Genomic DNA, 25057 nt, shown 5'->3' on the forward strand with positions numbered 1-25057 from the left:
CCTCTGGAGGCGGCGGCTTAAAACCGATTACTTCTTAGCGTCAGCGGCAGGGGCTTCAGCGGCTGCTTCAGGCTTGGCATCCGCTTTCGGGGCCGGTTTAATATCCAGCAGCTCTACATCAAATACCAGAGTAGAGTTCGCCGGGATACCCGGTACGCCGGTTTTGCCGTAAGCCAGATCCGGTGGAATGACCAGCTGGATTTTACCGCCTTTCTTGATGTTCTTCAGGCCTTCGGTCCAGCCCGGGATCACGCCGTCCAGGCGGAAGGAAAGCGGCTCGCCGCGGGTGTAGGAGTTATCAAACTCTTTACCGTCGATAAGCGTACCTTTGTAGTTAACCACAACGGTATCGCTGTCTTTCGGCGCTTCACCGGTACCGGCTTTCTCAACTTTGTACAGCAGGCCAGATTTAGAGGTTTTCACGCCTTTCTCTTTCGCGAAGGCGTCACGGTAAGCTTTGCCTTTCGCTTCATTCTCAGAGGCGTCTTTTTCCATTTTCTGCTGAGCAGCCGTTTTTACACGGGTTTCAAACGTCTGCAGAGTCTGTTCGATCTCCTGATCGGACAGTTTGCTCTTATCAGCAAAAGCGTCCTGAACACCGGCGATCAGCTGATCTTTATCTAATTTGATGCCCAGTTTTTCTTGTTCTTTCAGGGAGTTTTCCATGTAACGTCCCAGCGATGCACCCAGCGCATAAGCAGATTTCTGATCGTCATTTTTGAATGCCGATTTGCTGTCCGTTGCGGGTGCCGCTTTCGCTGTCGTCTCAGCAGCGAAGCTCAGCGGTGCATTCAGGGCGACGGCCATTGTGGTCGCCAGCAGCGTTACTTTAAACAGTGATTTCATCCATTTCTCCAGGGCCGGGGCATCTCACCCCAGGGTTATCGTAAAAAACAAAAAACGTACTATAGAACGTTGCAGAACAAATCAACATACAGACGTACCTGAATATCGCCTCATTTAAGACTATTTTTGTATAAATTAGTTTCCCGTCAGACGTAACGATGCTGCACGGATGCTGAAACTTCAGTAGAATCCGCCCGCAGGATAAGACAGAAGAGGTTACTCATGCACGATAGCACTTTAGAGACTCGCCTTGCGGAGCTGGAGAGCAGGCTAGCGTTTCAGGAAATCACTATTGAAGACCTCAACAAAACCGTCACCGCCCACGAGATAGAAATGGCAAGGATGCGCGAACATATGCGCCTGATGGTGGAAAAATTGAAAGCGACTCAGCCATCACACATGGCTTCACAGGCGGAAGAAACGCCTCCTCCGCATTATTAAGACGTAAAAAAAGCGGGTCTCCCCGCTTTTTTCTATTCCGCAACGCGAGCGTAGCGGAATTAATGACAACCACAGCCGCCGTTACCGCCGCAACCGCCTTTGCCGTGTTCGTGGCCATGGTCATGGCCGTGACCGCCGCAGCAACCGTCATGATCGTGGTCGTGGCCATGATCGTGGCCGTGAGCACCGTGTACATGACCATGCTCCAGCTCTTCCGCCGTTGCTTCGCGAATTGCGACAACTTCAACGTTGAACTTCAGATTCTGACCAGCCAGCATGTGGTTACCGTCAACAACAACGTGTTCGTCACCCACTTCGGTAATTTCTACCGGTACCGGACCCTGATCGGTTTCCGCCAGGAAGCGCATGCCAACCTGCAGCTCATCAACGCCCATAAATACGTCTTTAGGCACGCGCTGAACCAGGTTTTCGTCGTACTGACCGTACGCGTCATTAGCGCCGACTTCGACGTCAAATTTGTCGCCTACATCGTGGCCGTCCAGCGCGTTTTCCAGGCCGGAAATCAGGGAACCGTGACCATGCAGGTAGTCAAGCGGCGCGCTTACCGGAGACTCATCAACCAACACACCGTCTTCTGTACGTACCTGATAGGCCAGGCTGACCACCAGGTCTTTTGCTACTTTCATGATATCTCCTGAGCATGGGAAGAATAGTGGCGCAGATTGTAGCGGAATTCTGCAGCCGTGTACCCTCTAGCTTAAAAAAAGCCGATAGATAACGCTAGTCCGGATGAAAAATGCCTATCACTTGCTCTTCTTTGCGAACATGCTCGCGGACCTCTTTATCCGCCTCACGCATCTGATGCCCGCACTTAACGCACTCAACAATATCGACATTATTCTCACGCCACATCGCCAGTGAATCCTGAGCCTGGCACGCCGGACATTTCGCACCGGCAATAAAACGTTTACGCACAGCCATATCATTTACCTTTATTCAAATTCATCCCAGCCATCTAACTGCCTGCTCTCTTTTTGCATCTCACGCTGAAAGATCTCCTCCAGCTCGCGTCTGGCTTCCCGCACGCGGGATATCTGCAGGGTATCACTATGCACCGGCATTAACTCGCGCAGCATCCGCATATCAAGACGCCGAAAGTGGAGCTGAGCGCGCTGCGCCTGATGGGGATGCATACCGAGTGAGATCAGCGCTTTTCGTCCCAGCTCCAGCGCGCTGGAGAAGGTTTCGCGAGAAAATTGCGCCACTCCCGCCTGCAACAGCTCATGGGCCTCAACGCGTCCCCGCGCTCGCGCCAGAATGTGCAGATGTGGAAAGTGTTGTTGACACATCTCCACCAGCTTCATGGTATCTTCCGGCTCGTTACAGGTGATAACGATCGACTGCGCGTCTTCGGCGCCCGCCGAGCGCAGGAGCTCCAGCTGCGTCGCATCGCCAAAATAGACTTTATAGCCATATTTACGCATCAGATTGACCGCGCTGATATCTCGCTCCAGTACCGTGATGCGCATTTTGTTCGCCATCAGCAGACGGCCAATCACCTGGCCGAAACGCCCAAACCCTACGATAATGACCTGCGGTTTGTCATCTTCAACCCACGGCGCCTCACCCTCTTCTTCGGGTTGATTCAATCGCCGCGAAAGCACTTTATCGATTAGCGTCATCAACAGCGGCGTGGTCATCATCGACAACGTCACCGTCACCAGCAGCAGGGCCATCTGATCGTTTTGAAACAGACGAAGCGAAGCGGGTAGTGAAAAAAGCACAAAGGCGAACTCCCCTCCCTGGCTCAGCACGCCGGCAAACTGCACCCGCTCTGAACTGCGCAAACCGTATACCCGCGCCAGAAGATACAGGACAAGACCTTTTACCGTCACCAGCACTGCGACGCTGACCACAACCCACAGCAAATGGGTATAAAGCACCCCAAGATTCAGCGCCATGCCAACGGAAATAAAGAACAACCCAAGGAGAAGTCCTTTAAATGGATCAATGGCGATTTCCAGCTCGTGGCGATACTCACTCTCGGCCAGCAGAACGCCGGCGATAAAGGTCCCGAGCGCCATTGACAAACCGAGCGCATCCATAAACAAAGCCGATCCGAGCACCAGCAGTAGCGTTGCAGCGGTGAAGACTTCCCGCACGCCGGATCCGGCGATAAAACGAAATACCGGCCTTAGCAGATAACGACCGCCAACCAGCATTCCGCCGAAGGCCAGTACCTTCATCCCTATGGTGAGCCAGTTAAAATGGTCGTCACCAGAACCCGCAAGCAATGGAACCAGCGCCAGAGCCGGAATCACGGCCAGATCCTGAAACAGCAATACCGAGAAACCCAGCTGTCCAGACTCGCTGCGGCTCATGCCCTTCTCACGCATCAGCTGCAGCGCCATCGCAGTGGAAGACATCGCCAGCCCAATCCCGCCGACCACCGCAGCGCGCCATGAGAAGTCGCTCAGCATAAGCAAACCGCCAAGAATGAGCGCGCTAAAGGCGACCTGAGCGGCCCCGACGCCGAAAATTGAGCTTCTCAGCCGCCACAGTTTGGACGGATTCAACTCCAGTCCGATGATAAACATCAGAAAGACGACGCCTAATTCTGAGAAGTGAAGAATTTCATCAACATCGCTGATGAACCCTAATCCCCAGGGGCCGATGGCGATACCGGCCAGCAGATACCCCAGCACGGCGCCAATACCCAGCCTCGCCGCCAGCGGTACCGCCACCACCGCGGCAAACAGAAATAACACCCCGGCCAGCAGTAAATCAGCTCCCGCCATTTGGACCTCCAGCCATTACAGGATTAGCCAGCCAATCGCGGTAGGCGCGAGCGCGGCTTTTCAGGTCTTCGGGAGATTGCCGACGCGCCCAGTAGACGATAATCGGGCTCATCCAGTGCATACGGCACATGCCGGCAGTCAATTCAAAAGGACGGAGAATGTCATTCATCGGATAACGATGGGCATCGCGCCGGTAGGCGCTCTCCGGCTCACCGGTGGTAATGACGCTACGCCAGTACTTTCCCGCCAGCTGATTCCCTCCCGCCCCGCTGGCAAAGCCGCGGCTGAGCACCCTGTCCAGCCACTCTTTCATCAGCGCCGGGCAGCTCCAGGTATAGAGCGGATGCTGGAAAACAATCACCTCATGCTGGCGCAGGAGATCCTGCTCACAGGCGATATCGATAAAAAAATCCGGATAGTGCGCGTAGAGATCGTGCACGGTCACATTCGACAACTGTAAGGCCGGTTCAAGCAAAACCCGGTTGGCCACGGAATCCTGAGATTCTGGGTGGGCATACAGCAGCAAAACTTTCGCTGTCTGAGACATCTTTCCCCTCCCGAACGTCTTCTGGCGGCCTGTGCAGCGGCTGCGTCCCGACGCAACCAGAATGACTTTGTGTATCATCTTCATTTTGGGCTACCATTGCGGCCCGGTTGAGCGATTCGCTCCACACTACATTATCATAATGACAAATTAACATAGTCAGAACATACGGCGCCTTATGATTGTTTTCTCCTCCTTACAAATTCGTCGCGGCGTACGCGTCCTGCTGGACAACGCCACCGCTACCATCAACCCAGGGCAAAAAGTCGGCCTGGTGGGTAAAAACGGCTGCGGTAAATCCACGCTGCTTTCGCTTTTGAAAAACGAGATTAGCGCCGATGGCGGCTCGATGACCTTCCCCGGCAGCTGGCAGCTGGCCTGGGTTAACCAGGAAACACCTGCGCTTGCGCAGCCGGCTATTGACTATGTTATTGATGGCGATCGCGAATTCCGCAAGCTGGAGGCGGATCTGCACGCGGCCAACGAACGCAATGACGGTCACGCCATCGCGACGGTACACGGTAAGCTGGACGCTATCGACGCCTGGACCATCCGCTCACGCGCGGCCAGCCTGCTCCACGGGCTCGGTTTCAGCAACGAACAGCTTGAAAGACCAGTGAGCGACTTTTCCGGCGGCTGGCGTATGCGCCTTAACCTCGCTCAGGCGCTGATTTGCCGTTCCGATCTGCTGCTGCTTGATGAACCGACTAACCACCTCGATCTCGACGCGGTTATCTGGCTGGAGAAGTGGCTCAAAGGCTACCCGGGAACCCTGATTCTGATCTCCCACGATCGCGACTTTCTCGATCCGATCGTCGACAAAATTATCCATATCGAACAGCAAACGATGTTCGAGTACACCGGCAACTACAGCTCATTTGAAGTGCAGCGCGCGACCCGTCTTTCGCAGCAACAGTCGATGTACGAAAGCCAGCAGCTGCGCGTCGCGCATTTGCAGAGCTACATCGACCGTTTTCGCGCTAAAGCCACCAAAGCTAAACAGGCGCAAAGCCGTATCAAAATGCTCGAGCGCATGGAGCTCATCGCGCCTGCCCACGTGGATAACCCGTTCCACTTTAGCTTCCGCGCGCCGGAAAGCCTGCCCAATCCGCTGCTGAAGATGGAAAAGGTTAGCGCCGGCTATGGCGAGCGCGTGATTTTAGACTCAATCAAGCTGAATCTGGTGCCCGGTTCGCGCATCGGTCTGCTGGGGCGCAACGGCGCCGGTAAATCAACGCTGATTAAACTGCTGGCCGGTGAGCTACAGCCGCTGCAGGGTGAAATTGGTCTGGCGAAAGGCATCAAGCTTGGCTACTTCGCTCAGCATCAGCTGGAATTCCTGCGCGCGGATGAATCCCCGCTGCAGCATCTTGCCCGCCTCGCGCCGCAGGAGTTAGAGCAGAAACTGCGCGACTACCTGGGCGGTTTCGGCTTCCAAAGCGATAAGGTCAACGAACAGACGCAGCGTTTCTCCGGCGGCGAGAAAGCGCGCCTGGTGCTGGCGTTAATCGTCTGGCAACGGCCAAATCTGCTGCTGCTTGATGAACCCACCAACCACCTCGATCTCGATATGCGTCAGGCGCTAACCGAAGCGTTAATCGATTTTGAAGGCGCGCTGGTGGTGGTTTCGCACGACCGCCATCTGATTCGCTCCACCACCGACGACCTTTATCTGGTGCACGATAGCAAAGTCGAACCTTTCGACGGCGATCTTGAAGACTACCAGCAGTGGCTGAGCGACACGCAAAAGCAGGAAAACCAAGCCTCAGAAGAGCCGAAGGAAAACGGCAACAGCGCCCAGGCGCGTAAAGATCAGAAACGCCGGGAAGCCGAGCTGCGTACGCAAACCCAACCGCTGCGCAAAGAGATTGCCCGCCTGGAAAAAGAGATGGAGAAGTTCAACGCGCAGCTGGCGCAGGCGGAAGAGAAGCTGGGCGACAGCGAATTGTACGATCAAAGCCGCAAAGCGGAACTCACCGCGTGTTTACAGCAGCAGGCTAGCGCGAAGTCCGGGCTGGAAGAGTGTGAGATGGCCTGGCTGGATGCCCAGGAACAGCTGGAACAGATGCTCCAGGAAGGCTAACGGCATGATGCAGTACCAAAAGGCGGGAACGCCCGCCTTTTTTAATCCCTCTCACAGCCGCTTAACGCTGCGCCGCCAGCCGGGCGCGGATCTGCGACAGCGAGGCATAGCCGTACAGCTTGCCATCCAGAAAGCGCGTTTTTAACTCGCCCTGCTGCTCCTGTTCCAGCGTTTGCCCATCGTACAGCTGCAGTTCCCCCAAGGCGTCGCGTTCCACGCACAGCAGACCGCGCGCTGAGCGTTTGAGGCCATTATCGGTTTTCGGCTCCTTAAAGAGGGCTCTTCCCTCGCCGTTCACCTCCCCCCAGGTCGCTTTCATCGCGAAGCCGAAGGTATCTCGGGTGTTGTACTGGTAGGTAAAGGAACCCACGCCAAATACCACATTAGCGCTGGCAAAACCTTTCGCTTCCAGACGGCGCAGGATCTCATCCGCTCTGGCAAGGGTAATGGAATCGCCGTAAATCAGGCCGACATGCGGATCCAGCACCTTATACCCTTTTTCGTTAATCGTACCGCCGAAGATTTCCCACAGAACCTCTACGGAGCCTTTCTCCTCGGCGCTGCGCTCGCTGCTGGTGTCATTGTCAGCTGCGGTGCCGCACAGAATCGCCACCGGATCGCCGCTGTCCGGACGGAATACGACTCGCCCCTGACGCTGCATAATTATCGCCTTCAGCTCGCGGGTGTATTCGGTCAGCACCTGCCAGTAGTCCCAGGTATCCGAGACGATAGAGACGAAACCCTGCGGGTGGACTTCGGTAATCAGCCGGCGAAAGGTTTCAATTTCCCGCTCGCGCTCGCCCATACACATTACGCTGTGTTCCGTGGCCGGAATGCTGGCGCCGATGAGCTCATCGTCACCGCGAGTGTAATAATCACGGGCATACAGCAGCGAAGGCAGGCTATCGGTACCTTTGAAACTGGCCAGATGTCCGCAGCCCGACTGCGCAGTGTCGTGCAGCCCGGACATTCCCCGAAACGAAAAGTCGTGACATTGGAAATCAAGGTGCGTCAGATCGCTACAGGTTTTCTCCGCCCAGCGTTCGCAAATCAGGCGATAGTGGTGGGCGATGGTTGCGTTGGTTGACGCTTTCCACAGCTCCGCCGAAAGCACCGTTTCCAGATAGTTTACCAGCCAGAAGAACTCAGGTTGCGTATTGGTGATGGTCAGCACCGGTACTTTCATCGGCACCTTGGTGCCTTCATCCAGCGCTTTGATATGCAATGGTAAATAGCCAAGCCGATGCAGAGCACGAATAGGCTCCACCCCAACTGTATCGCGCCCCAGATAGCCGTCCATCACCTGCTTATACTCGTTGACGACCTCCTCTTCCGGGCGGGCGAAAAACGCCTCGTTAAACAGATCGACCAGGAACCACTGCAGAAAGCCCTGCAGGCCGAAAAATACCAGCTTGCCGTCGGCCTGCGGCGACTGGAAAAAACGATCGCTGCGCGGAGTAAAGTTTGAGTAGACCTTCGTAGTCCCCTGCGGATACTGCACGCGATGGGAAACTTTATAACCATCAATAGCCAGAATCGGATTTATTTTCATCATGTTATCCCCAATGTGCGCGGTAGATGGCGTCAATATCGATAAGCTCCAGCTGCGGATGAGTCAGGGCAGGAGAAGTCAAAGAGGTGGTGGTGTAAACGGCATCGATGCCGTTATTCAATAGATGCTCTACGCCTTTGGAAAAAATACCGTGGGTGACATACAGACTCACGCTGCGGGCGCCCGCCTCGCGCAGCACCTTCGCCGAGCCGATAAAGGTGCCGCCAGCGTCGCACAGGTCGTCAACAATAAGCGCTGCTTTCCCCGCTACATTTCCGGCCAACAGGGAAAATCCGGTTAACGCGCCGCTGGCAAGGTCACGCTCTTTACCGAGGATCGCGAACTCTCCGGCACCGCAGGCTTTAGCCACAGGGTGAATCTTCTTGAGCGCGCCGGCGTCCGGCGCCACCAGCATCAGCTCCCCGGCAGCAATAGCCTGACGCAGACCGGCGCTCTGCAGAAGACAGCGCTGTTGTGCCACCGCGACCATATTATTGACTGCCGCCGCGGCGGCATCGCTGTGTGGGTCAAGCACCACGACTTTGTCAAAGCCAAGGGTATTAAGCTGCCGGGCGAAGACCTTCAGCGCAAAGCTGTCTCCCGGCACCATATGACGATCCTGACGCGCCCACGGCAGCCACGGCAGTTCCAGATGGCTAAACGCCACGTCGGTAACATGACGCACGGCCTCCACCAGCTGCGCCAGCAGCATAAAATCGTTCATGTCGCGCAGAGCAACCGCCCGGATGCGCATCAAACGGGCGGAAGGCGGTAATTGAGCGGTTACCTTCAGCCACACAGCGCCATCGGGAAAGGCGCCGCTGGCAAGCGTAAACGCCTCATCATCCAATTCCAGGGTAAATTTTTCGCTCATGATGACCTCTACTCATTAAATTGTGTCCCTAAGACACAATCAATAATGTCCCTAAGACACATATAGTGCAAGCGTTAAATGTCACTTAAGCGGAAAAATGGATTAACCAATTGAAAAATAATAATAAAAATAGAGACTTGCTGCTCAGGTAGGGGCTGGTACACTTGTCAGCGTTCTTTTACGCTACGAGCGCTCTATGACCACCGATGCCGAATACCTCAGCCAATACGATGCCAGCCGCTTTCCCTCGCCGCTGGTGACCGTCGATAGCGTCCTGTTTACCCTGCATGAAGGGGCGCTGTGCGTTCTGCTGGTTGAGCGCGCTAATCCGCCGCAGCAGGGGGCCTGGGGGCTACCCGGCGGGTTTATCGACCAGGCGCACGATGATTCAACCCGCGCCACGGCGCTACGTAAGCTCACGGAAAAAACCGGGATTTCACCGCCATGGCTGGAGCAACTCGACACCTTTTCCGGGCCGGATCGCGATCCGCGCGGCTGGAGCCTGACTATCGCCTGGTTTGCGTTAATCTCGTGGGTAGATTGTCAGCCGCATATCGCCAGCGTCAGCGATGCCCGCTGGGTGCCGGTAGCGCAGCTGGATAGCTATTCGCTGGCTTTCGATCATCAAAAGATCATCGACGCCGGTCTGCATCGCTTACGCCAAAAAACGATGTACTCTTTACTGCCGGTTTACTGTCTGCCGGAGACCTTTACCCATGGTCAGCTGCTGGAAGCCACGGAAATCATCCTTGGTCAGCCGATTCAACGCAAAAGCCTGATTCGCCGCTTCGAAGCTTCCGGAATGTTTGAAGAGACCGGTGAAACAGCGGCAACCGGTGCGCGGAAAGCGCGGCTATGGCGGCGTAAACCCGGCGTCGATTTTCATCTCTTTTCACGTAACCTGCTGACCAATTAGCCGCAAGGCCACATATGGGCTAACCTGCGCACTTCATGCGCGGTATAGTATGTTATAAAGATTATTTATTGCTCTGGTGCTATGGTTGATATCACTCCTACAGAAATGACGCCCCATGAAGACGACTCGCAGCAGTTTCATCCGATGCGCGGCGTAGGCAATCGTCATTTGCAAACCATGTTGCCGCGGCTAATCCGTCGCAAACTCCGTTTTACTCCCCACTGGCAGCGCCTTGAATTGCCGGACGGCGACTTTATCGATCTGGCCTGGAGTGAAGACCCTTCTCAGGCGCGCCATAAACCTCGTCTGGTGGTATTTCACGGCCTGGAGGGGAGCCTACACAGCCCTTACGCCCACGGACTTATCCATGCGGCAATGCAGCGCGGCTGGCTGGGCGTGGTGATGCATTTTCGCGGCTGCAGCGGCGAACCCAATAGGAATAACCGCATCTACCACTCGGGCGAAACGGAGGATGGCTCCTGGTTTCTGCGCTGGCTCCAGCGCGAGTACGGCACCGCCCCCACCGCCGCGGTGGGATATTCGCTCGGGGGCAATATGCTGGGCTGCCTGCTGGCAAAAGAGGGCGACGCTATTCCCGTTGATGCCGCGGTTATCGTCTCGGCTCCGTTTATGCTGGAGGCCTGTAGCTATCATATGGACAAAGGTTTCTCCCGCGTTTATCAGCGCTACCTGCTCAACCTGCTGAAAGCCAACGCCGCGCGTAAGCTAAAAGCCTATCCCGGCTCTCTGCCCGTCGATTTACGCCAGCTAAAAAGCATGCGCCGTATTCGCGAATTTGACGATAGCATCACGGCAAGGATCCACGGCTTTGCCGATGCGCTGGACTATTATCGCCAGTGTAGCGCCATGCCGCGCTTAAGCGATATCACTAAGCCAACGCTGATTATTCACGCGAAGGACGATCCCTTTATGGATCACCATTCGATTCCCCCCCAGGAGCAGCTGCCGGCGAATGTCGAATATCAGCTCACGGAGCACGGCGGGCACGTTGGTTTCGTCGGCGGCACGCTGCGTAAGCCAGAAATGTGGCTTGAAAAACGAATTCCGGATTGGCTAACCCGTTGGTTAGGAGCGCAAATATGATCATTCCCTGGCAAGATCTTGATCCCGAAACGCTGGATAACCTGATCGAAAGTTTTGTATTACGTGAAGGCACCGATTATGGTGAACATGAACGTTCGCTGACTGATAAAGTCGCGGATGTTAAACAGCAGTTGAAAAGCGGAGAAGCCGTGCTGGTGTGGTCAGAACTGCACGAGACGGTGAACATTATGCCCCGCAAGCAGTTTCACGGCTAAGGCGGCACACACTATCGTTTACTCTGGGAGTTGTTATGTCTGCCAAACATCCGGTGATTGCCGTCACGGGCTCCAGCGGCGCGGGAACCACGACCACCAGCCTCGCCTTTCGCAAAATATTCGCCCAGCTTAATCTGCACGCCGCCGAAGTTGAAGGCGATAGCTTTCACCGCTATACCCGTCCGGAAATGGACATGGCGATCCGTAAAGCACGCGATCAGGGCAAACATATCAGCTACTTTGGCCCCGAGGCTAACGACTTCGGCCTGCTGGAACATACGTTCGCCGAATATGGGCAAAGCGGTAAAGGCCAGTCGCGTAAGTATTTACATACCTATGACGAGGCCGTGCCGTGGAATCAGGTTCCGGGGACCTTCACGCCTTGGCAGCCGCTGCCCGAGCCGACTGATGTCCTGTTTTATGAAGGCCTGCACGGCGGCGTGGTGACGCCGCAGCATAACGTAGCAAACCATGTCGATCTGCTGGTCGGCGTGGTGCCCATCGTCAATCTTGAGTGGATCCAGAAGCTTATCCGCGACACCAGCGAACGCGGGCACTCTCGTGAGGCGGTGATGGATTCAGTGGTCCGTTCGATGGAAGACTACATCAACTTTATCACGCCGCAGTTTTCGCGCACCCACCTCAACTTCCAGCGCGTACCAACGGTGGATACGTCCAACCCTTTTGCGGCGAAAGCCATCCCTTCGCTGGATGAAAGCTTTGTCGTTATCCATTTCCGCAATCTAAAAAATATCGATTTCCCCTGGCTTTTGGCGATGCTGCAGGGCTCGTTTATCTCGCATATGAATACGTTGGTGGTGCCGGGCGGGAAAATGGGGCTGGCGATGGAGCTGATCATGGCGCCGCTGGTTGAGCGCCTGATGGAAGGCAGGAAAATAAGCTAACGGTCAAAACCCCGGTGACGCAATTGCCGGCCGGGGCCCGTTCGGCTTACCCTTCGATTACTTCATAAGAGTGGGTAATGTTTACCGCTTTCTCAAGCATCAGCGCGACGGAACAATACTTTTCCGCCGACAGATCGACCGCGCGAGACACCGCAGCGTCCTTTAGTTCTTTACCGGTCACGATAAAATGCAGATTGATATGGGTAAACAGACGTGGCGCCTCTTCGCGGCGCTCCGAGGTCAGCTTGACTTCGCAGTTGGTGACGTTATGACGGCCCTTCTGCAATATGGAAACCACATCGATCGCGCTGCATCCGCCTGCCGCCATCAGGACCATTTCCATTGGGCTGGGCGCTTTATCCCCGGAATTTCCGTCCATCAGAATCTGGTGACCAGAAGCCGACTCACCGATGAAGGTTAACCCTTCAACCCATTTCACTCGCGCTTGCATAATTTTAACTCCAGGGCTGTAATTTTCCCGACAGATTACGCGTACATAACAATTCTCGCAACGGAAGGCGACCTGGGTCATGCTGAAGCGAGACACCAGGAGACATGCAGCGAAAGCTATGCTAAAACAATCTGGATGCTACAGTAATACATTGATGTACTGCATGTATGCAGAGGAGTTCACATTACAGGCTGCAGAAAACTTTCAGCCGGATTCCCAGGTATAGGGATTCAATACGATTGCATGCCCGGATGCCGTGTAGTGTCGGCACCCGGAGATAGCTTATAACAGAGGATAACCGCGCATGGTGCTTGGCAAACCGCAAACAGACCCTACCCTTGAATGGTTCTTGTCTCATTGCCACATTCATAAGTACCCATCAAAGAGCACGCTGATCCACCAGGGTGAGAAAGCAGAAACGTTGTACTACATCGTTAAAGGCTCCGTGGCTGTACTCATCAAGGATGAAGAAGGTAAAGAGATGATCCTCTCTTACCTCAATCAGGGCGATTTCATCGGTGAATTAGGCTTGTTTGAAGAAGGCCAGGAGCGTAGCGCTTGGGTACGTGCGAAAACCGCATGTGAAGTGGCCGAAATCTCCTACAAAAAATTCCGTCAGCTGATCCAGGTTAACCCGGACATCCTGATGCGTCTCTCTTCGCAGATGGCTCGTCGTCTGCAGGTCACGTCTGAGAAAGTGGGTAACCTCGCCTTCCTCGACGTTACCGGTCGTATCGCTCAGACGCTGCTGAACCTGGCTAAACAGCCGGATGCGATGACCCACCCGGACGGTATGCAAATTAAAATTACCCGCCAGGAAATCGGTCAGATCGTCGGATGCTCCCGCGAGACCGTTGGCCGTATCCTGAAAATGCTGGAAGATCAAAACCTGATCTCCGCGCACGGTAAAACTATCGTCGTCTACGGTACCCGTTAAGTCGGTAAAACGGCGTATTGCCTGACGATACGCCGTTTTTGTTTTCCCCTCATGTGGCGCAGGCTGATTTACCACCCGGAAGTCAACTATGCACTGCGGCAAACGCTGGTGTTGTGCCTGCCGGTTGCGATTGGGCTTCTGTTCGGTCATCTCCAGCAGGGGTTGCTGTTTTCTCTTGTTCCCGCCTGCTGCAACGTTGCCGGGCTGGATACGCCGCATAAACGTTTCTTTAAACGGCTAATTATCGGCGGCAGCCTTTTCGCCGGCAGTAGCCTGATCGTTCAGCTCCTTCTGCAGCGAGATATCCCTTTGCCGCTGATCCTCACCGGTCTGGCGCTGATCCTCGGCGTCACCGCTGAAATCAGCTCCCTGCACGCGCGGCTGCTGCCCGCCTCGCTTATCGCGGCTATTTTTACCCTCAGTCTCGCTGGCAACATGCCGATCTGGGAGCCGCTGTTAATCTACGCCCTCGGCACCTTATGGTATGGCGTGTTTAACTGGTTCTGGTTTTGGCTCTGGCGCGAACAGCCGCTGCGTGAATCATTAAGCCTGCTCTACCGGGAGCTCGCCAACTACTGCGAGGCCAAATACAGTCTGCTTACCCAGCATACGGATCCCGCCACATCGCTGCCGCCGCTGCTTAACCGCCAGCAAAAGGTGGTGGATCTGATTACCCAGTGCTATCAGCAAATGCATATGCTGGCGGCTAACCAGCGCAGCGATCATAAACGCCTGCTGCGCGCTTTCCAGGTTGGACTGGACCTTCAGGAGCATATTTCCGTCAGCCTTCATCAGCCGGAAGAGGTGCAGAAGCTGGTGGAGCGCAGCCACGCGGAAGCGGTGATTCGCTGGAACGCGCAAACCGTTGCCGCCCGCCTGCGAGAGCTGGCGGACGATCTGCTCTACCACCGTTATCCCCGGCGCTTTCAGATGGACAAACAGATCGGCGCGCTGGAAAAAATCGCCTGGCAGCATCCGGATAATCCTGTCGGCCAGTTCTGCGCCTGGCACTTCAGCCGCATTGCCAGAGTTCTGCGCACCCAGCGCCCGCTATACGCGCGTAACCTGATGGCGGATAAAACCCGCCGCCTGCCGCTGCTACCCGCGTTGAAAAACTATCTGTCGCTTAAGTCGCCAGCGTTACGTAATGCCGCGCGTATCAGCGTGATGCTGAGCGCCGCTAGCCTGATGGGCAGCGCGCTGCATCTGCCTAAGCCCTACTGGATCCTGATGACCGTGCTGTTCGTGACACAAAACGGCTACGGCGCGACGCGGGTACGTATCGTCCATCGGGCTGCCGGAACCATTGCGGGACTGGTCATTGCCGGGCTCACGCTGCACTTTCACGTTCCTGAAGGCTATACGCTGACCGCGATGCTATTTATCACGCTGTTAAGCTATCTGATTATCCGCAAGCACTACGGCTGGGCGATGGTCGGATTTACCGTGACGGCGGTGTATACCCTGCAGCTACTTACCCTGAACGGCGAGCAGTTTATCGTCGCCAGGCTAATCGATACCCTGATTGGCTGCCTGATTGCTTTCGGCGGGATGGTCTGGCTATGGCCGCAGTGGCAAAGCGGGCTGCTGCGCAAAAATGCCCACGACGCGCTGGAAGCCGATCAGGAGGCCATCAGGCTGATCCTCAGCGCCGACCATCAGGCCCCGGCGCTGGCCTATCAGAGAATGCGCGTCAATCAGGCGCATAACGCGCTGTTTAACTCGCTAAATCAGGCGATGCAGGAGCCCGGCTTTAACTCTCACTATCTGGAAGACATGAAGCTGTGGGTGACCCACAGCCAGTTTATTGTCGAGCATATTAACGCGATGACCACTCTGGCGCGCGAGCACAATATGCTGACACCGGATCTGGCGCAGCGTTATCTGGAATCCTGCGAGATTGCGCTCCAGCGCTGCCAGCAGCGGCTGGATTCCGACGGGCCGGGCAGCGCGGGGGATGTGAATATTATGGAGGCGCAGGATGCGGATGTCCCTCGCGGCCCGCTCAGTACGATGGAGCAGCATTTGCAGCGCATCCTCGGGCATCTGAACACCATGCACACCATTTCATCGGTGGCATGGCGTCAGCGTCCGCATCATGGCATCTGGCTGCGCGCCACTAAGCGCTAAGCACCCGCTCAACCGCCTGGGCAAAGCGCGCCATGCCTTCAGCAATATCGCTATCATCAATCACCAGCGACGGTACGAAGCGCATCACGTCCGGTCCGGCATTGAGCACCATGACGCCCGCCTCTGCGGCTGCATACAAGAAATCGCGCGCCTTCCCGTGATACTGCGGCTTCAGCTCGGCGCCGATCAGCAGACCCATGCCGCGAATATCACTGAACAGATCGAACCGCGCGTCAATTTGCTGAAGGTGCTGAACAAACAGCTCACGCTTCGCAGTGACGCCGTCAAGCACTTCCGGCGTGTTAATCAGATCGAAGGCCGCCCCGCCGACCGCGCAGGCTAGCGGGTTTCCGCCGTAGGTCGAACCATGGGAACCCGCGTGGAAAGCGCTGGCGATATCATGGGTGGTCAGCATCGCGCTGATAGGGAAGCCGCCACCAAGCGCCTTGGCGCTGGTCAGAATATCCGGCGTCACGCCGTAGTGCATATAGGCAAACAGCGAGCCTGTGCGCCCCATACCGCACTGCACTTCATCAAACACCAGCAATGCCTGGTGCTGGTCGCAGAGATCGCGCAATCCTTGCAGGAATTCCGGCGTCGCCGCCGTCACTCCGCCTTCACCCTGAATCGGCTCGACCACCACCGCGCAGGTATGATCGTCCATCACGGCTTTCACCGCGTGTAAATCGTTAAACGGCACGTGAACGATATCGGCCGGTTTAGGCCCAAACCCGTCGGAATATTTCGGCTGACCGCCGACGGAAACGGTGAAAAGCGAGCGACCGTGAAACGCATTATGGAAAGCGATGATTTTGGTTTTGTACGGGCTATGGCGAGTCACGGTGTAGTGGCGCGCCAGCTTGAAAGCCGTTTCGTTGGCTTCCGTTCCGGAGTTCATAAACACGACGCGATCGGCAAAAGTCGCATCCACCAGCTTTCGCCCGAGTCGCAGGGCCGGTTCGTTGGTAAAAACGTTGCTGGTATGCCACAGTTTTTCACCCTGCTCATGCAGTGCCGCCACCAGCGCCGGATGACAATGACCGAGCGCGGTCACGGCAATACCGCCGGCGAAATCAACGTACTCTTTACCCTGCTGATCCCATACTCGGCTCCCCTTGCCCTTCACCGGAATAAATTCTGCCGGTGCATAAATCGGCAAAATGACTTCATCGAATGTAGCGCGGGTGATTGCCGGTTGTTCAGTTGCCATGTGGTGCCCATCCTTTACGTTATGCAGCAATGATTATGATAATCTAATCACAAAATATGCATAAAAAATCAACTCATGGCAACTACAAATCAACGATTGAGGAAGTTTGCCAGCAGCTGGTGTCCCTGCTCGCTGAGAATACTCTCCGGATGAAACTGCACACCCTCGAGATCGTACACGCGGTGGCGAATGCCCATGATCTCCCCCTCTTCGCTGCGGGCGGTCACCTCAAAGCATTCAGGCAGCGTTAGCGGGTCAATCAGCAGGGAGTGGTAGCGGGTTACGGTAAGCGGATTATTCAGTCCAAGGAACACCCCTTGACCGGTATGGCTGATGGGGGACGTTTTCCCGTGCATCACTTTGGCGGCTCGTACGATAGCGGCGCCGAAAACCTGGGCAATCGCCTGATGGCCGAGGCAAACGCCTAAGATCGGCGTCTTACCGGAAAAGTGGCGAATCACCGCCAGCGAAATCCCTGACTCATCGGGCGTGCAGGGGCCCGGCGAGATAACGATTTTCGCTGGCGCCAGGGCAATGATATCCGCTAACGTCAGCTCGTCATTACGCCTGACCAGAACTTCCGCGCCAAGCTCGCAGAAATACTGATACAAATTCCAGGTGAAAGAATCGTAGTTATCGATAAGCAGGATCATAGCGGCTCCGGGAACAAAGAACCGCGCTATTCTACTCAGTTTCCACGGCTTCGCTTACCACTTTGCGAAATATCGTCCGCAGTGGAGAAAGGTCGCCCATCGCTCCGCTCTGGTTGGCCTGGTTCCACGCATCGACCGCAATATCGCGCCAATCCAGCGTATAGCCCGCATGAATAGCCAGCTGCTCAAAGAAAATGCGTTGCGCCATGCCGTTACCGAGACGGAAAGGATGCAGGACATTTATTTCGCAGTAGTAATGAGCAAGACGTTCAATGAATTTATCCAGCGCGAGCCCCACCAGATAACTTTCCTCTTCAAGATCCTGAAGCAGCGCGTTTCCCTCTTTTTCGATATAGGCGAAATGGCAGAAACGGGTGTCGCCCTGATAGATATCCACTTCACGCAGTTGCCCCGCCCAGTCAAAAACATCCTGATAAAGCTGGCGATGAATAGCGCAGAGATGAGGCAATCCCCGCACCAACGGCCCGAGTTCAATGGTTGCCGCGCGTAATGCGGTCAGCTCCCACGCCGCCTGTTCAAGTCGCTGAGCCTGGCGAATACCCAGGCGGTTGCGCATCACCTTAAGACCGGGGTAGAGATAGGGGTCCCGCCCCTCGCCGAATTTATCGCTCATAGTGACTCCTTAACGCCGCAATACGCGCCAGGGCTTCTTCGGGGGTAAGGGTTATCAGCGGAATATCGACGCCTTCCAGCCGTCGGCTGGCCTGAAAATTCATGTTACGTCGAGCCTCCCAGAGACGGGATTTCTGTTTTTCGGTGAGCTTTTTCATTTAACACCTCCCTGACGCGTCCGCGGTTGCCACAAGTATAAGCGGCAAAAAACGATTTCGCAGGGAAGCGGGGAATGCGCGGGGAAGGGTTACCCGCGCAAATAGGGTTACGGCAGCACTTTAGCTGAAAGGATCACGACAGGTTTCGACGGTACATTCTGATACGGCCCAACGTTATGGGTCGGCACCTGAGAAATCTTATCCGCCACGTCCATGCCTTTGACGACTTTACCAAACACCGCATAGCCGAAATCGCGCTGGCCATGATCGAGGAAGGCGTTATCCGCAATATTGATAAAGAACTGGCTGGTGGCGCTGTCCTGATCGGCAGTACGCGCCATGGCGATAGTGCCACGCGTGTTGCGCAGGCCGTTGTCGGCTTCGTTTTTAATCGGCGGATTAGGCTGCTTCTGCTGCATCTGCTCGTTAAAGCCGCCGCCCTGCACCATAAAGCCCGGGATCACGCGGTGAAAAGTGGTGTTGTTATAAAAGCCGCTGTTCACATACTTGAGGAAGTTATCCACCGAGATCGGTGCTTTCTGGCTATTCAGCTCAAGCTCAATATTGCCCGCAGACGTGGTCAGCAACACATGGGGATCCCCTTTTGCCGCCATGGCCGGGGAGAATGCTGAAATGGCGAAAACGGCAGCCACCGCCGCGAGAGTTGATTTGAGCATGGAAATTCCTTAACGGAGCAGAATAAAAACCGAGTGCTTTGATTCTAAAGAGCCTTTGCATCCTGGGCCAGCCTTTTACCTAATTTTACTTAGCTGAAACACTTGTAACGATGCGTCTATTGATCCGCCAAATAAATAAATGTGAATTCAGTCACATTAATAATTGCAAAAACATCTAATTCTCATAATAAAAGTTTGCTTGAATCACACTAACGCATAAAATCTGTCCGCCCGGCGCAGAGTCAACGCGCTTTACATTTCTATTCACAGGCCAGTCATGACTAACAGCAACCGTATCAAGCTCACATGGATCAGCTTTTTCTCCTACGCCCTGACCGGCGCGTTGGTGATTGTCACCGGGATGGTGATGGGAAACATCGCAGATTATTTTCATCTGCCTGTTTCCAGTATGAGCAACACCTTTACCTTCCTTAATGCCGGTATCCTGATCTCTATCTTCCTGAACGCCTGGCTGATGGAAATTGTTCCGCTGAAAACCCAGCTGCGTTTTGGCTTTATCCTGATGGTTCTGGCCGTCGCGGGTTTAATGTTCAGCCACAGCCTGGCGCTGTTTTCCGCTTCGATGTTCGTGCTTGGCCTGGTCAGCGGGATTACCATGTCGATTGGTACCTTCCTGATCACCCATATGTATGAAGGTCGTCAGCGCGGGGCGCGTCTGCTGTTCACCGACTCCTTCTTCAGCATGGCGGGGATGATTTTTCCAATGCTGGCCGCTTATCTGCTGGCGCGCAGCATCGAGTGGTACTGGGTATATGCCTGCATCGGCCTGGTCTACGTCGCGATTTTCGTGCTGACTTTCGGCTGTGAATTCCCGGTATTAGGCAAAAAAGCCCTGCAGGATAGCCAGCCGGTAGTGAAAGAGAAATGGGGTATCGGCGTGCTGTTCCTCTCCATCGCCGCGCTGTGCTATATCCTCGGCCAGCTGGGCTTCATCTCCTGGGTACCGGAATACGCCAAAGGCCTGGGCATGAGTCTTGGTGATGCAGGTAAACTGGTGAGTGATTTCTGGATGTCGTACATGATCGGCATGTGGTCATTCAGCTTTATTCTGCGCTTCTTCGACCTGCAGCGTATTCTGACCGTGCTGGCAGGCGTAGCGACGGTACTGATGTATCTGTTTATCAACGGTTCGCCGGAGCATATGCCGTGGTTTATCCTGACCCTCGGCTTCTTCTCCAGCGCTATTTATACGTCGATCATCACCCTGGGCTCGCTGCAGACCAAAGTGTCATCGCCGAAGCTGGTGAACTTCATTCTCACCTGCGGCACGGTAGGCACCATGCTGACCTTCGTGGTTACCGGTCCTATTGTTGCCGCCAGCGGCCCGCTGGCGGCGCTGCATACCGCTAACGTTCTCTACGCGGTGGTATTTGTGATGTGTCTGATCCTCGGCTTTGTCTCCCGCCACCGTCAGAACAACGCGGCAGCGGAATCCCACTAAGCCTCAGGCCCCTTTGTTCCGGCAAAGGGGCTATTTCGAGTAAAGAACAACTCTTCCCCGCCCCTGTCCGTCTGTACCCAGGTCTGCGCCAGCTGCGTCGTTGCAATCACTCTCCCCTGACGAATTGACCAGCGCACCGGTACCTGACAGCGCACGGCCTCAAACCCGTTTTCCGCGGGCAGAATCACCAGATTCGCCGGGTTCCCCTTCGCAATACCATAATCGCTCAGACCAAACGTTCGCGCGCTGTTTTCCGTCACCAGCTTCAGTCCATCATTAATCTGCTGATAGCCCATCATCTGGCAAACATGCAGCCCCATATGCAGCACCTGCAGCATATTGCCTGTCCCCAGTGGATACCAGGGGTCAAATACATCGTCATGGCCAAAGCAGACGTTAATACCCGCCGCCATCAGCTCCTTCACGCGCGTGATGCCGCGGCGCTTCGGATAGTCGTCAAAGCGTCCCTGGAGGTGAATATTGACCAGTGGGTTAGCGACGAAGTTAATGCCCGACAGCTTCAGCAAACGAAAAAGACGCGACGTATACGCGCCATTGTAGGAGTGCATCGCGGTGGTATGGCTGGCGGTCACTCGCGGGCCGATGCCCTCTTTTAACGCCAGGGCCGCCACGGTTTCAACGAACCGCGACTGTTCATCATCGATTTCATCACAGTGGATATCCAGAGGCCGCTGATACTTTTTCGCCAGACGGAAAGCGATGTGCAGGGATTCCACGCCATATTCGCGCGTAAATTCAAAATGCGGAATCGCGCCCACCACGTCGGCACCCAGACGCAGCGCCTCTTCCAGCAGAGCCTCACCATTGGGATAGGATAAAATACCCTCTTGTGGGAAGGCGACAATCTGCAGCTCTACCCACGGCGCAACCTCCTGTTTGACCTCCAGCATGGCTTTGAGCGCGGTCAGCGTAGGGTCGGAAACATCAACGTGGGTACGTACAAACTGGATGCCGTTGGCGATCTGCCACTTCAGCGTCTTCCACGCGCGGGCTTTAACATCCTCATGGCTCAATAACGCCTTCCGCTCCGCCCAACGCTCAATCCCTTCAAACAGGGTTCCGGACTGATTCCAGTTCGGCTCTCCGGCGGTTTGGGTGGTATCGAGGTGTATATGCGGCTCAATAAACGGAGGAATGGCCAGCCCGCCGCGCGCATTCAGCACTTCATAACTCTCATTGCGCGCCTCGCCCATAGGGGTGATATTCCCGAAGCGCCCCTTGTCTATCGCTATCTGCCATAACCCTTCGCGATCGGGCAGACGAACGTTCTCAATTAACCAAAGCGGCGCTGCTGTCATATCGATGACTCCCGTAATTGTTGCTGAAGTTTTACTCAACCCGCCGTGGGTCTCCGCTGCCAATTTTGTACATAAAAAAAGCAAAAAGGAAAAGCCAGCGTTTTCCAACACTTACAAAAATACTGACAAATCATAAACATACCACTTAAGTAGTAGGTAAAGGTGTAATTGATTTGCATCAATAAGTGTCGCGGCTGAATCGTTAAGGTAGGCGGTAATATAAAAGAAATCGAGGCAAAAATGAGCAAAGTCAGACTCGCTATCATTGGTAATGGTATGGTCGGCCACCGCTTTATTGAGGACCTTCTTGATAAATCCGACGCCAGCCTGTTCGATATTACCGTCTTCTGTGAAGAACCCCGTATCGCCTACGACCGCGTGCACCTCTCCTCCTACTTCTCTCACCATACCGCCGAAGAACTCTCTTTGGTACGGGAAGGTTTCTACGAGAAGCACGGCGTTAAGGTGCTGGTCGGCGAACGCGCCATCACCATCAACCGTCAGGAGAAGGTTATCCACTCCAGCGCGGGCCGTACCGTTTTCTATGACAAGCTGATTATGGCGACCGGCTCCTATCCGTGGATCCCGCCGATTAAAGGCTCGGAAACTCAGGACTGCTTTGTTTATCGCACCATTGAAGACCTTAACGCTATTGAAGCCTGCGCCCGCCGCAGCAAACGCGGCGCGGTCGTCGGCGGCGGTCTGCTAGGTCTGGAAGCCGCGGGCGCGCTGAAGAACCTCGGCGTTGAGACCCACGTGATTGAATTCGCGCCCATGCTGATGGCTGAACAACTGGATCAGATGGGCGGCGAACAGCTGCGCCGTAAAATCGAAAGCATGGGCGTACGCGTTCACACCAGCAAAAACACCAAAGAGATCGTTCAGGAAGGTACCGAAGCGCGTAAAACCATGCGTTTTGCCGACGGCAGCGAGCTGGAAGTCGACTTTATTGTCTTCTCTACCGGTATCCGTCCACGCGATAAGCTGGCCACCCAGTGCGGTCTGGAAGTCGCTCCCCGCGGCGGTATCGTGATCAACGATGCCTGTCAGACCTCTGACCCGGATATCTACGCCATCGGTGAATGCGCCAGCTGGAACAACCGCGTTTTTGGCCTGGTCGCACCTGGCTACAAAATGGCCCAGGTGACCGTTGACCATATTCTCCAGACCGAAAACGCCTTTGAAGGCGCGGATCTCAGCGCCAAGCTGAAGCTGCTGGGCGTTGACGTCGGCGGCATTGGCGACGCTCACGGTCGTACGCCGGGCGCGCGCAGCTATGTTTATCTCGATGAAAGCAAAGAGGTCTACAAACGCCTTATCGTCAGCCCTGACAACAAGACCCTGCTCGGCGCGGTGCTGGTGGGCGATACCAGCGATTACGGCAATCTGCTGCAGCTGGTGCTGAACGCCATCGAACTGCCGGAAAACCCCGACTCGCTAATCCTGCCGGCGCACGCGGGCAGCGGTAAGCCGTCCATCGGTGTCGATAAGCTGCCGGACAGCGCGCAAATTTGTTCCTGCTTCGATGTCACTAAGGGCGCATTGATTGCCGCTATTAATAAAGGCTGCCACACGGTGGCGGCGCTGAAGGCGGAAACCAAAGCCGGTACCGGCTGCGGCGGCTGTATCCCGCTGGTGACTCAGGTGCTCAACGCCGAACTGGCGAAACAGGGTATCGAAGTCAACAATAACCTGTGCGAGCACTTTGCGTACTCCCGTCAGGAACTGTTCCACCTCATCCGGGTGGAAGGCATCAAAACCTTTGAAGAGCTGCTGGCGAAACACGGAAAAGGCTACGGCTGCGAAGTGTGTAAACCGACCGTGGGCTCGCTGCTGGCTTCCTGCTGGAACGAATATATCCTCAAGCCGCAGCATACCCCGCTGCAGGATACCAACGACAACTTCCTGGCCAACATCCAGAAAGACGGTACCTACTCCGTTATCCCGCGCTCTGCGGGCGGCGAAATCACGCCGGAAGGCCTGGTGGCCGTCGGCCGTATCGCCCGCGAATTTAATCTGTACACCAAGATCACCGGCTCTCAGCGTATCGGCCTGTTCGGCGCGCAAAAAGACGATCTGCCAGAAATCTGGCGTCAGTTGATCGAAGCGGGCTTCGAAACCGGCCATGCGTATGCCAAGGCGCTGCGGATGGCGAAAACCTGCGTCGGCAGCACCTGGTGCCGCTACGGGGTAGGCGACAGCGTCGGCTTCGGCGTCGAGCTGGAAAACCGCTACAAAGGCATTCGTACGCCGCATAAAATGAAGTTTGGCGTCTCCGGCTGTACCCGCGAGTGCGCGGAAGCCCAGGGTAAAGACGTCGGCATCATCGCCACGGAGAAAGGCTGGAACCTTTACGTCTGCGGCAACGGCGGCATGAAGCCGCGCCACGCGGATTTGCTGGCGGCGGATCTTGACCGCGAAACGCTAATGAAATACCTCGACCGCTTCATGATGTTCTATATCCGTACCGCCGACAAACTGACCCGTACCGCACCGTGGCTGGATAACCTGGAAGGCGGCATCGATTATCTGAAGTCGGTCATCATTGATGACAAGCTGGGTCTGAACGAGCATCTGGAAGAAGAGATGGCCCGCCTGCGTGCAGCGGTAGTCTGCGAGTGGACGGAAACCGTTAACTCGCCAGCGGCCCAGGTACGCTTCAAACACTTTATCAACAGCGACAAGCGCGACCCTAACGTCCAGGTAGTGCCTGAGCGTGAACAGCATCGCCCGGCCACGCCCTACGAACGTATCCCGGTAACTCTGGTGGAGGAAAACGCATGAGCCAGTGGAAAAATATCTGCAAACTCGATGACATCCTGCCGGAAACCGGCGTCTGCGCGCTGTTAGGCGATAAACAAGTGGCGATTTTCCGCCCCTATCACGGTGACCAGGTGTTTGCGATTAGCAATATCGACCCGTTCTTCGAGTCCAGCGTCCTCTCTCGCGGCCTGATCGCCGAGCATCAGGGCGAGCTGTGGGTGGCCAGCCCGCTGAAAAAGCAGCGCTTCCGACTGCGCGATGGCCTGTGTATGGAAGATGAAAGTCATTCGGTGGCGCACTATGAGGTCCGAGTGAAAGACGGCGTCGTGCAGCTACGCGGTTAATCTTTTTACGGGAGGCGCAACGCCTCCCTTTTTTTTGCATTTTTTTCTTCAATTGATGGCACAACATCATTTGTACTGCAT

25 protein-coding genes are annotated in these 25057 nt (G+C 55.4%); 11 read left to right on the forward strand and 14 right to left on the reverse strand.

The genetic code is table 11. The annotated features are described in order from the left end of the window. Positions 1-27: 27 nt before the first annotated feature. A complete protein-coding gene (gene fkpA, locus IYV58_RS25165; protein WP_004125943.1) occupies positions 28-846 on the reverse strand; it encodes an FKBP-type peptidyl-prolyl cis-trans isomerase in 819 nt (272 codons plus the stop codon). 222 nt (positions 847-1068) lie between these two features. Between fkpA and IYV58_RS25170 the strand changes: the two genes are divergently transcribed. Beyond that, positions 1069-1287 (forward strand): protein SlyX, encoded by a 219-nt coding sequence (locus IYV58_RS25170; protein WP_004106384.1) that lies wholly within the window; start codon positions 1069-1071, stop codon positions 1285-1287. Between the two features lie 59 nt (positions 1288-1346). On the opposite strand, the gene slyD is transcribed toward IYV58_RS25170, so the two are convergent. The 4 genes from slyD to kefG form a co-directional block, all read right to left on the reverse strand. After that, positions 1347-1934, reverse strand: coding sequence for a peptidylprolyl isomerase (gene slyD / locus IYV58_RS25175; protein WP_004125951.1), 588 nt, complete (start codon positions 1932-1934; stop codon positions 1347-1349). A gap of 94 nt (positions 1935-2028) precedes the next feature. Then, entirely contained in the window at positions 2029-2229 is a 201-nt protein-coding gene (locus IYV58_RS25180) for a YheV family putative zinc ribbon protein (protein ID WP_004106389.1), read from the reverse strand. An 11-nt stretch (positions 2230-2240) separates the two neighbouring features. After that, positions 2241-4046, reverse strand: coding sequence for a glutathione-regulated potassium-efflux system protein KefB (kefB, locus tag IYV58_RS25185; protein ID WP_004125954.1), 1806 nt, complete (start codon positions 4044-4046; stop codon positions 2241-2243). Next, the gene (gene kefG, locus IYV58_RS25190; RefSeq protein WP_004125956.1) at positions 4033-4593 is read right to left on the reverse strand and encodes a glutathione-regulated potassium-efflux system ancillary protein KefG; all 561 of its coding nucleotides are present in this window, start codon (positions 4591-4593) and stop codon (positions 4033-4035) included. Before kefG ends, kefB begins: the two co-directional genes overlap by 14 nt. A 175-nt stretch (positions 4594-4768) precedes the next feature. Here kefG and IYV58_RS25195 point away from each other — a divergent pair, with 175 nt between their 5' ends. Then, positions 4769-6673 (forward strand): ABC transporter ATP-binding protein, encoded by a 1905-nt coding sequence (locus tag IYV58_RS25195; protein WP_004125957.1) that lies wholly within the window; start codon positions 4769-4771, stop codon positions 6671-6673. Between the two features lie 61 nt (positions 6674-6734). On the opposite strand, the gene IYV58_RS25200 is transcribed toward IYV58_RS25195, so the two are convergent. Both IYV58_RS25200 and prs read right to left on the reverse strand, forming a co-directional pair. Then, the gene (locus tag IYV58_RS25200) at positions 6735-8225 is read right to left on the reverse strand and encodes a nicotinate phosphoribosyltransferase (protein ID WP_142445877.1); all 1491 of its coding nucleotides are present in this window, start codon (positions 8223-8225) and stop codon (positions 6735-6737) included. A gap of 4 nt (positions 8226-8229) precedes the next feature. Next, the gene (prs, locus tag IYV58_RS25205) at positions 8230-9099 is read right to left on the reverse strand and encodes a ribose-phosphate diphosphokinase (protein WP_142481438.1); all 870 of its coding nucleotides are present in this window, start codon (positions 9097-9099) and stop codon (positions 8230-8232) included. A 196-nt stretch (positions 9100-9295) separates the two neighbouring features. Here prs and IYV58_RS25210 point away from each other — a divergent pair, with 196 nt between their 5' ends. From IYV58_RS25210 to IYV58_RS25225, 4 genes are all read left to right on the forward strand, one after another. Then, positions 9296-10015: an NUDIX hydrolase gene (locus IYV58_RS25210; protein WP_195729312.1), complete on the forward strand. Its 720-nt coding sequence runs from the start codon at positions 9296-9298 to the stop codon at positions 10013-10015. A 144-nt stretch (positions 10016-10159) separates the two neighbouring features. Then, a complete protein-coding gene (locus IYV58_RS25215; RefSeq protein ID WP_229295910.1) occupies positions 10160-11119 on the forward strand; it encodes a hydrolase in 960 nt (319 codons plus the stop codon). Beyond that, positions 11116-11334, forward strand: a complete 219-nt coding sequence (locus tag IYV58_RS25220; protein ID WP_004125965.1) for a YheU family protein — start codon at positions 11116-11118, stop codon at positions 11332-11334. The genes IYV58_RS25215 and IYV58_RS25220 overlap by 4 nt, the downstream gene beginning before the upstream one ends. Positions 11335-11369: 35 nt before the next feature. Next, positions 11370-12239 carry a phosphoribulokinase gene (locus tag IYV58_RS25225; RefSeq protein ID WP_004138395.1) on the forward strand — a complete coding sequence of 290 codons (870 nt, stop codon included), beginning with the start codon at positions 11370-11372 and terminating at the stop codon, positions 12237-12239. A 46-nt stretch (positions 12240-12285) separates the two neighbouring features. Here IYV58_RS25225 and IYV58_RS25230 read toward each other — a convergent pair whose 3' ends face one another. Then, entirely contained in the window at positions 12286-12690 is a 405-nt protein-coding gene (locus IYV58_RS25230; RefSeq protein ID WP_004106401.1) for an OsmC family protein, read from the reverse strand. A gap of 304 nt (positions 12691-12994) precedes the next feature. On the opposite strand from IYV58_RS25230, the gene crp reads away from it, so the two are divergent. Beyond that, positions 12995-13627 carry a cAMP-activated global transcriptional regulator CRP gene (gene crp / locus IYV58_RS25235; protein ID WP_000242758.1) on the forward strand — a complete coding sequence of 211 codons (633 nt, stop codon included), beginning with the start codon at positions 12995-12997 and terminating at the stop codon, positions 13625-13627. A 51-nt stretch (positions 13628-13678) separates the two neighbouring features. Continuing rightward, positions 13679-15757, forward strand: coding sequence for a YccS/YhfK family putative transporter (locus IYV58_RS25240; RefSeq protein ID WP_195729313.1), 2079 nt, complete (start codon positions 13679-13681; stop codon positions 15755-15757). Here IYV58_RS25240 and argD read toward each other — a convergent pair. The 5 genes from argD to ppiA form a co-directional block, all read right to left on the reverse strand. Next, the gene (gene argD / locus IYV58_RS25245) at positions 15747-16967 is read right to left on the reverse strand and encodes a bifunctional acetylornithine/succinyldiaminopimelate transaminase (protein ID WP_004138387.1); all 1221 of its coding nucleotides are present in this window, start codon (positions 16965-16967) and stop codon (positions 15747-15749) included. The two genes, IYV58_RS25240 and argD, sit on opposite strands and share 11 nt — an antisense overlap. A gap of 89 nt (positions 16968-17056) precedes the next feature. Further along, positions 17057-17620: an aminodeoxychorismate synthase component 2 gene (gene pabA, locus IYV58_RS25250; protein ID WP_004125978.1), complete on the reverse strand. Its 564-nt coding sequence runs from the start codon at positions 17618-17620 to the stop codon at positions 17057-17059. Positions 17621-17651: 31 nt separating this feature from the next. Next, a complete protein-coding gene (locus IYV58_RS25255; protein WP_049114520.1) occupies positions 17652-18254 on the reverse strand; it encodes a putative adenosine monophosphate-protein transferase Fic in 603 nt (200 codons plus the stop codon). Then, positions 18244-18411 carry a YhfG family protein gene (locus tag IYV58_RS25260; RefSeq protein WP_065366150.1) on the reverse strand — a complete coding sequence of 56 codons (168 nt, stop codon included), beginning with the start codon at positions 18409-18411 and terminating at the stop codon, positions 18244-18246. The genes IYV58_RS25255 and IYV58_RS25260 overlap by 11 nt, the downstream gene beginning before the upstream one ends. 107 nt (positions 18412-18518) lie before the next feature. After that, a complete protein-coding gene (ppiA, locus tag IYV58_RS25265) occupies positions 18519-19088 on the reverse strand; it encodes a peptidylprolyl isomerase A (protein WP_004125987.1) in 570 nt (189 codons plus the stop codon). A gap of 277 nt (positions 19089-19365) precedes the next feature. Between ppiA and tsgA the strand changes: the two genes are divergently transcribed. Further along, positions 19366-20550 (forward strand): MFS transporter TsgA, encoded by a 1185-nt coding sequence (tsgA, locus tag IYV58_RS25270; protein ID WP_049114521.1) that lies wholly within the window; start codon positions 19366-19368, stop codon positions 20548-20550. Here the strand turns inward: tsgA and IYV58_RS25275 are convergent. Next, on the reverse strand, positions 20547-21869 hold the full coding sequence (locus IYV58_RS25275) for a cytosine deaminase (protein WP_004125993.1): 1323 nt from the start codon (positions 21867-21869) through the stop codon (positions 20547-20549). The genes tsgA and IYV58_RS25275 overlap by 4 nt on opposite strands. Before the next feature lie 240 nt (positions 21870-22109). Between IYV58_RS25275 and nirB the strand changes: the two genes are divergently transcribed. Both nirB and nirD read left to right on the forward strand, forming a co-directional pair. Continuing rightward, positions 22110-24653, forward strand: coding sequence for an NADPH-nitrite reductase large subunit (gene nirB, locus IYV58_RS25280; protein ID WP_004125996.1), 2544 nt, complete (start codon positions 22110-22112; stop codon positions 24651-24653). Then, a complete protein-coding gene (gene nirD / locus IYV58_RS25285) occupies positions 24650-24976 on the forward strand; it encodes a nitrite reductase small subunit NirD (RefSeq protein ID WP_004126000.1) in 327 nt (108 codons plus the stop codon). The genes nirB and nirD overlap by 4 nt, the downstream gene beginning before the upstream one ends. Positions 24977-25057 lie beyond the last annotated feature (81 nt).

Origin of the sequence: Klebsiella sp. BDA134-6 (assembly GCF_015601345.1) — a bacterium.
Taxonomy (GTDB): Bacteria; Pseudomonadota; Gammaproteobacteria; order Enterobacterales; family Enterobacteriaceae; genus Klebsiella; species Klebsiella grimontii.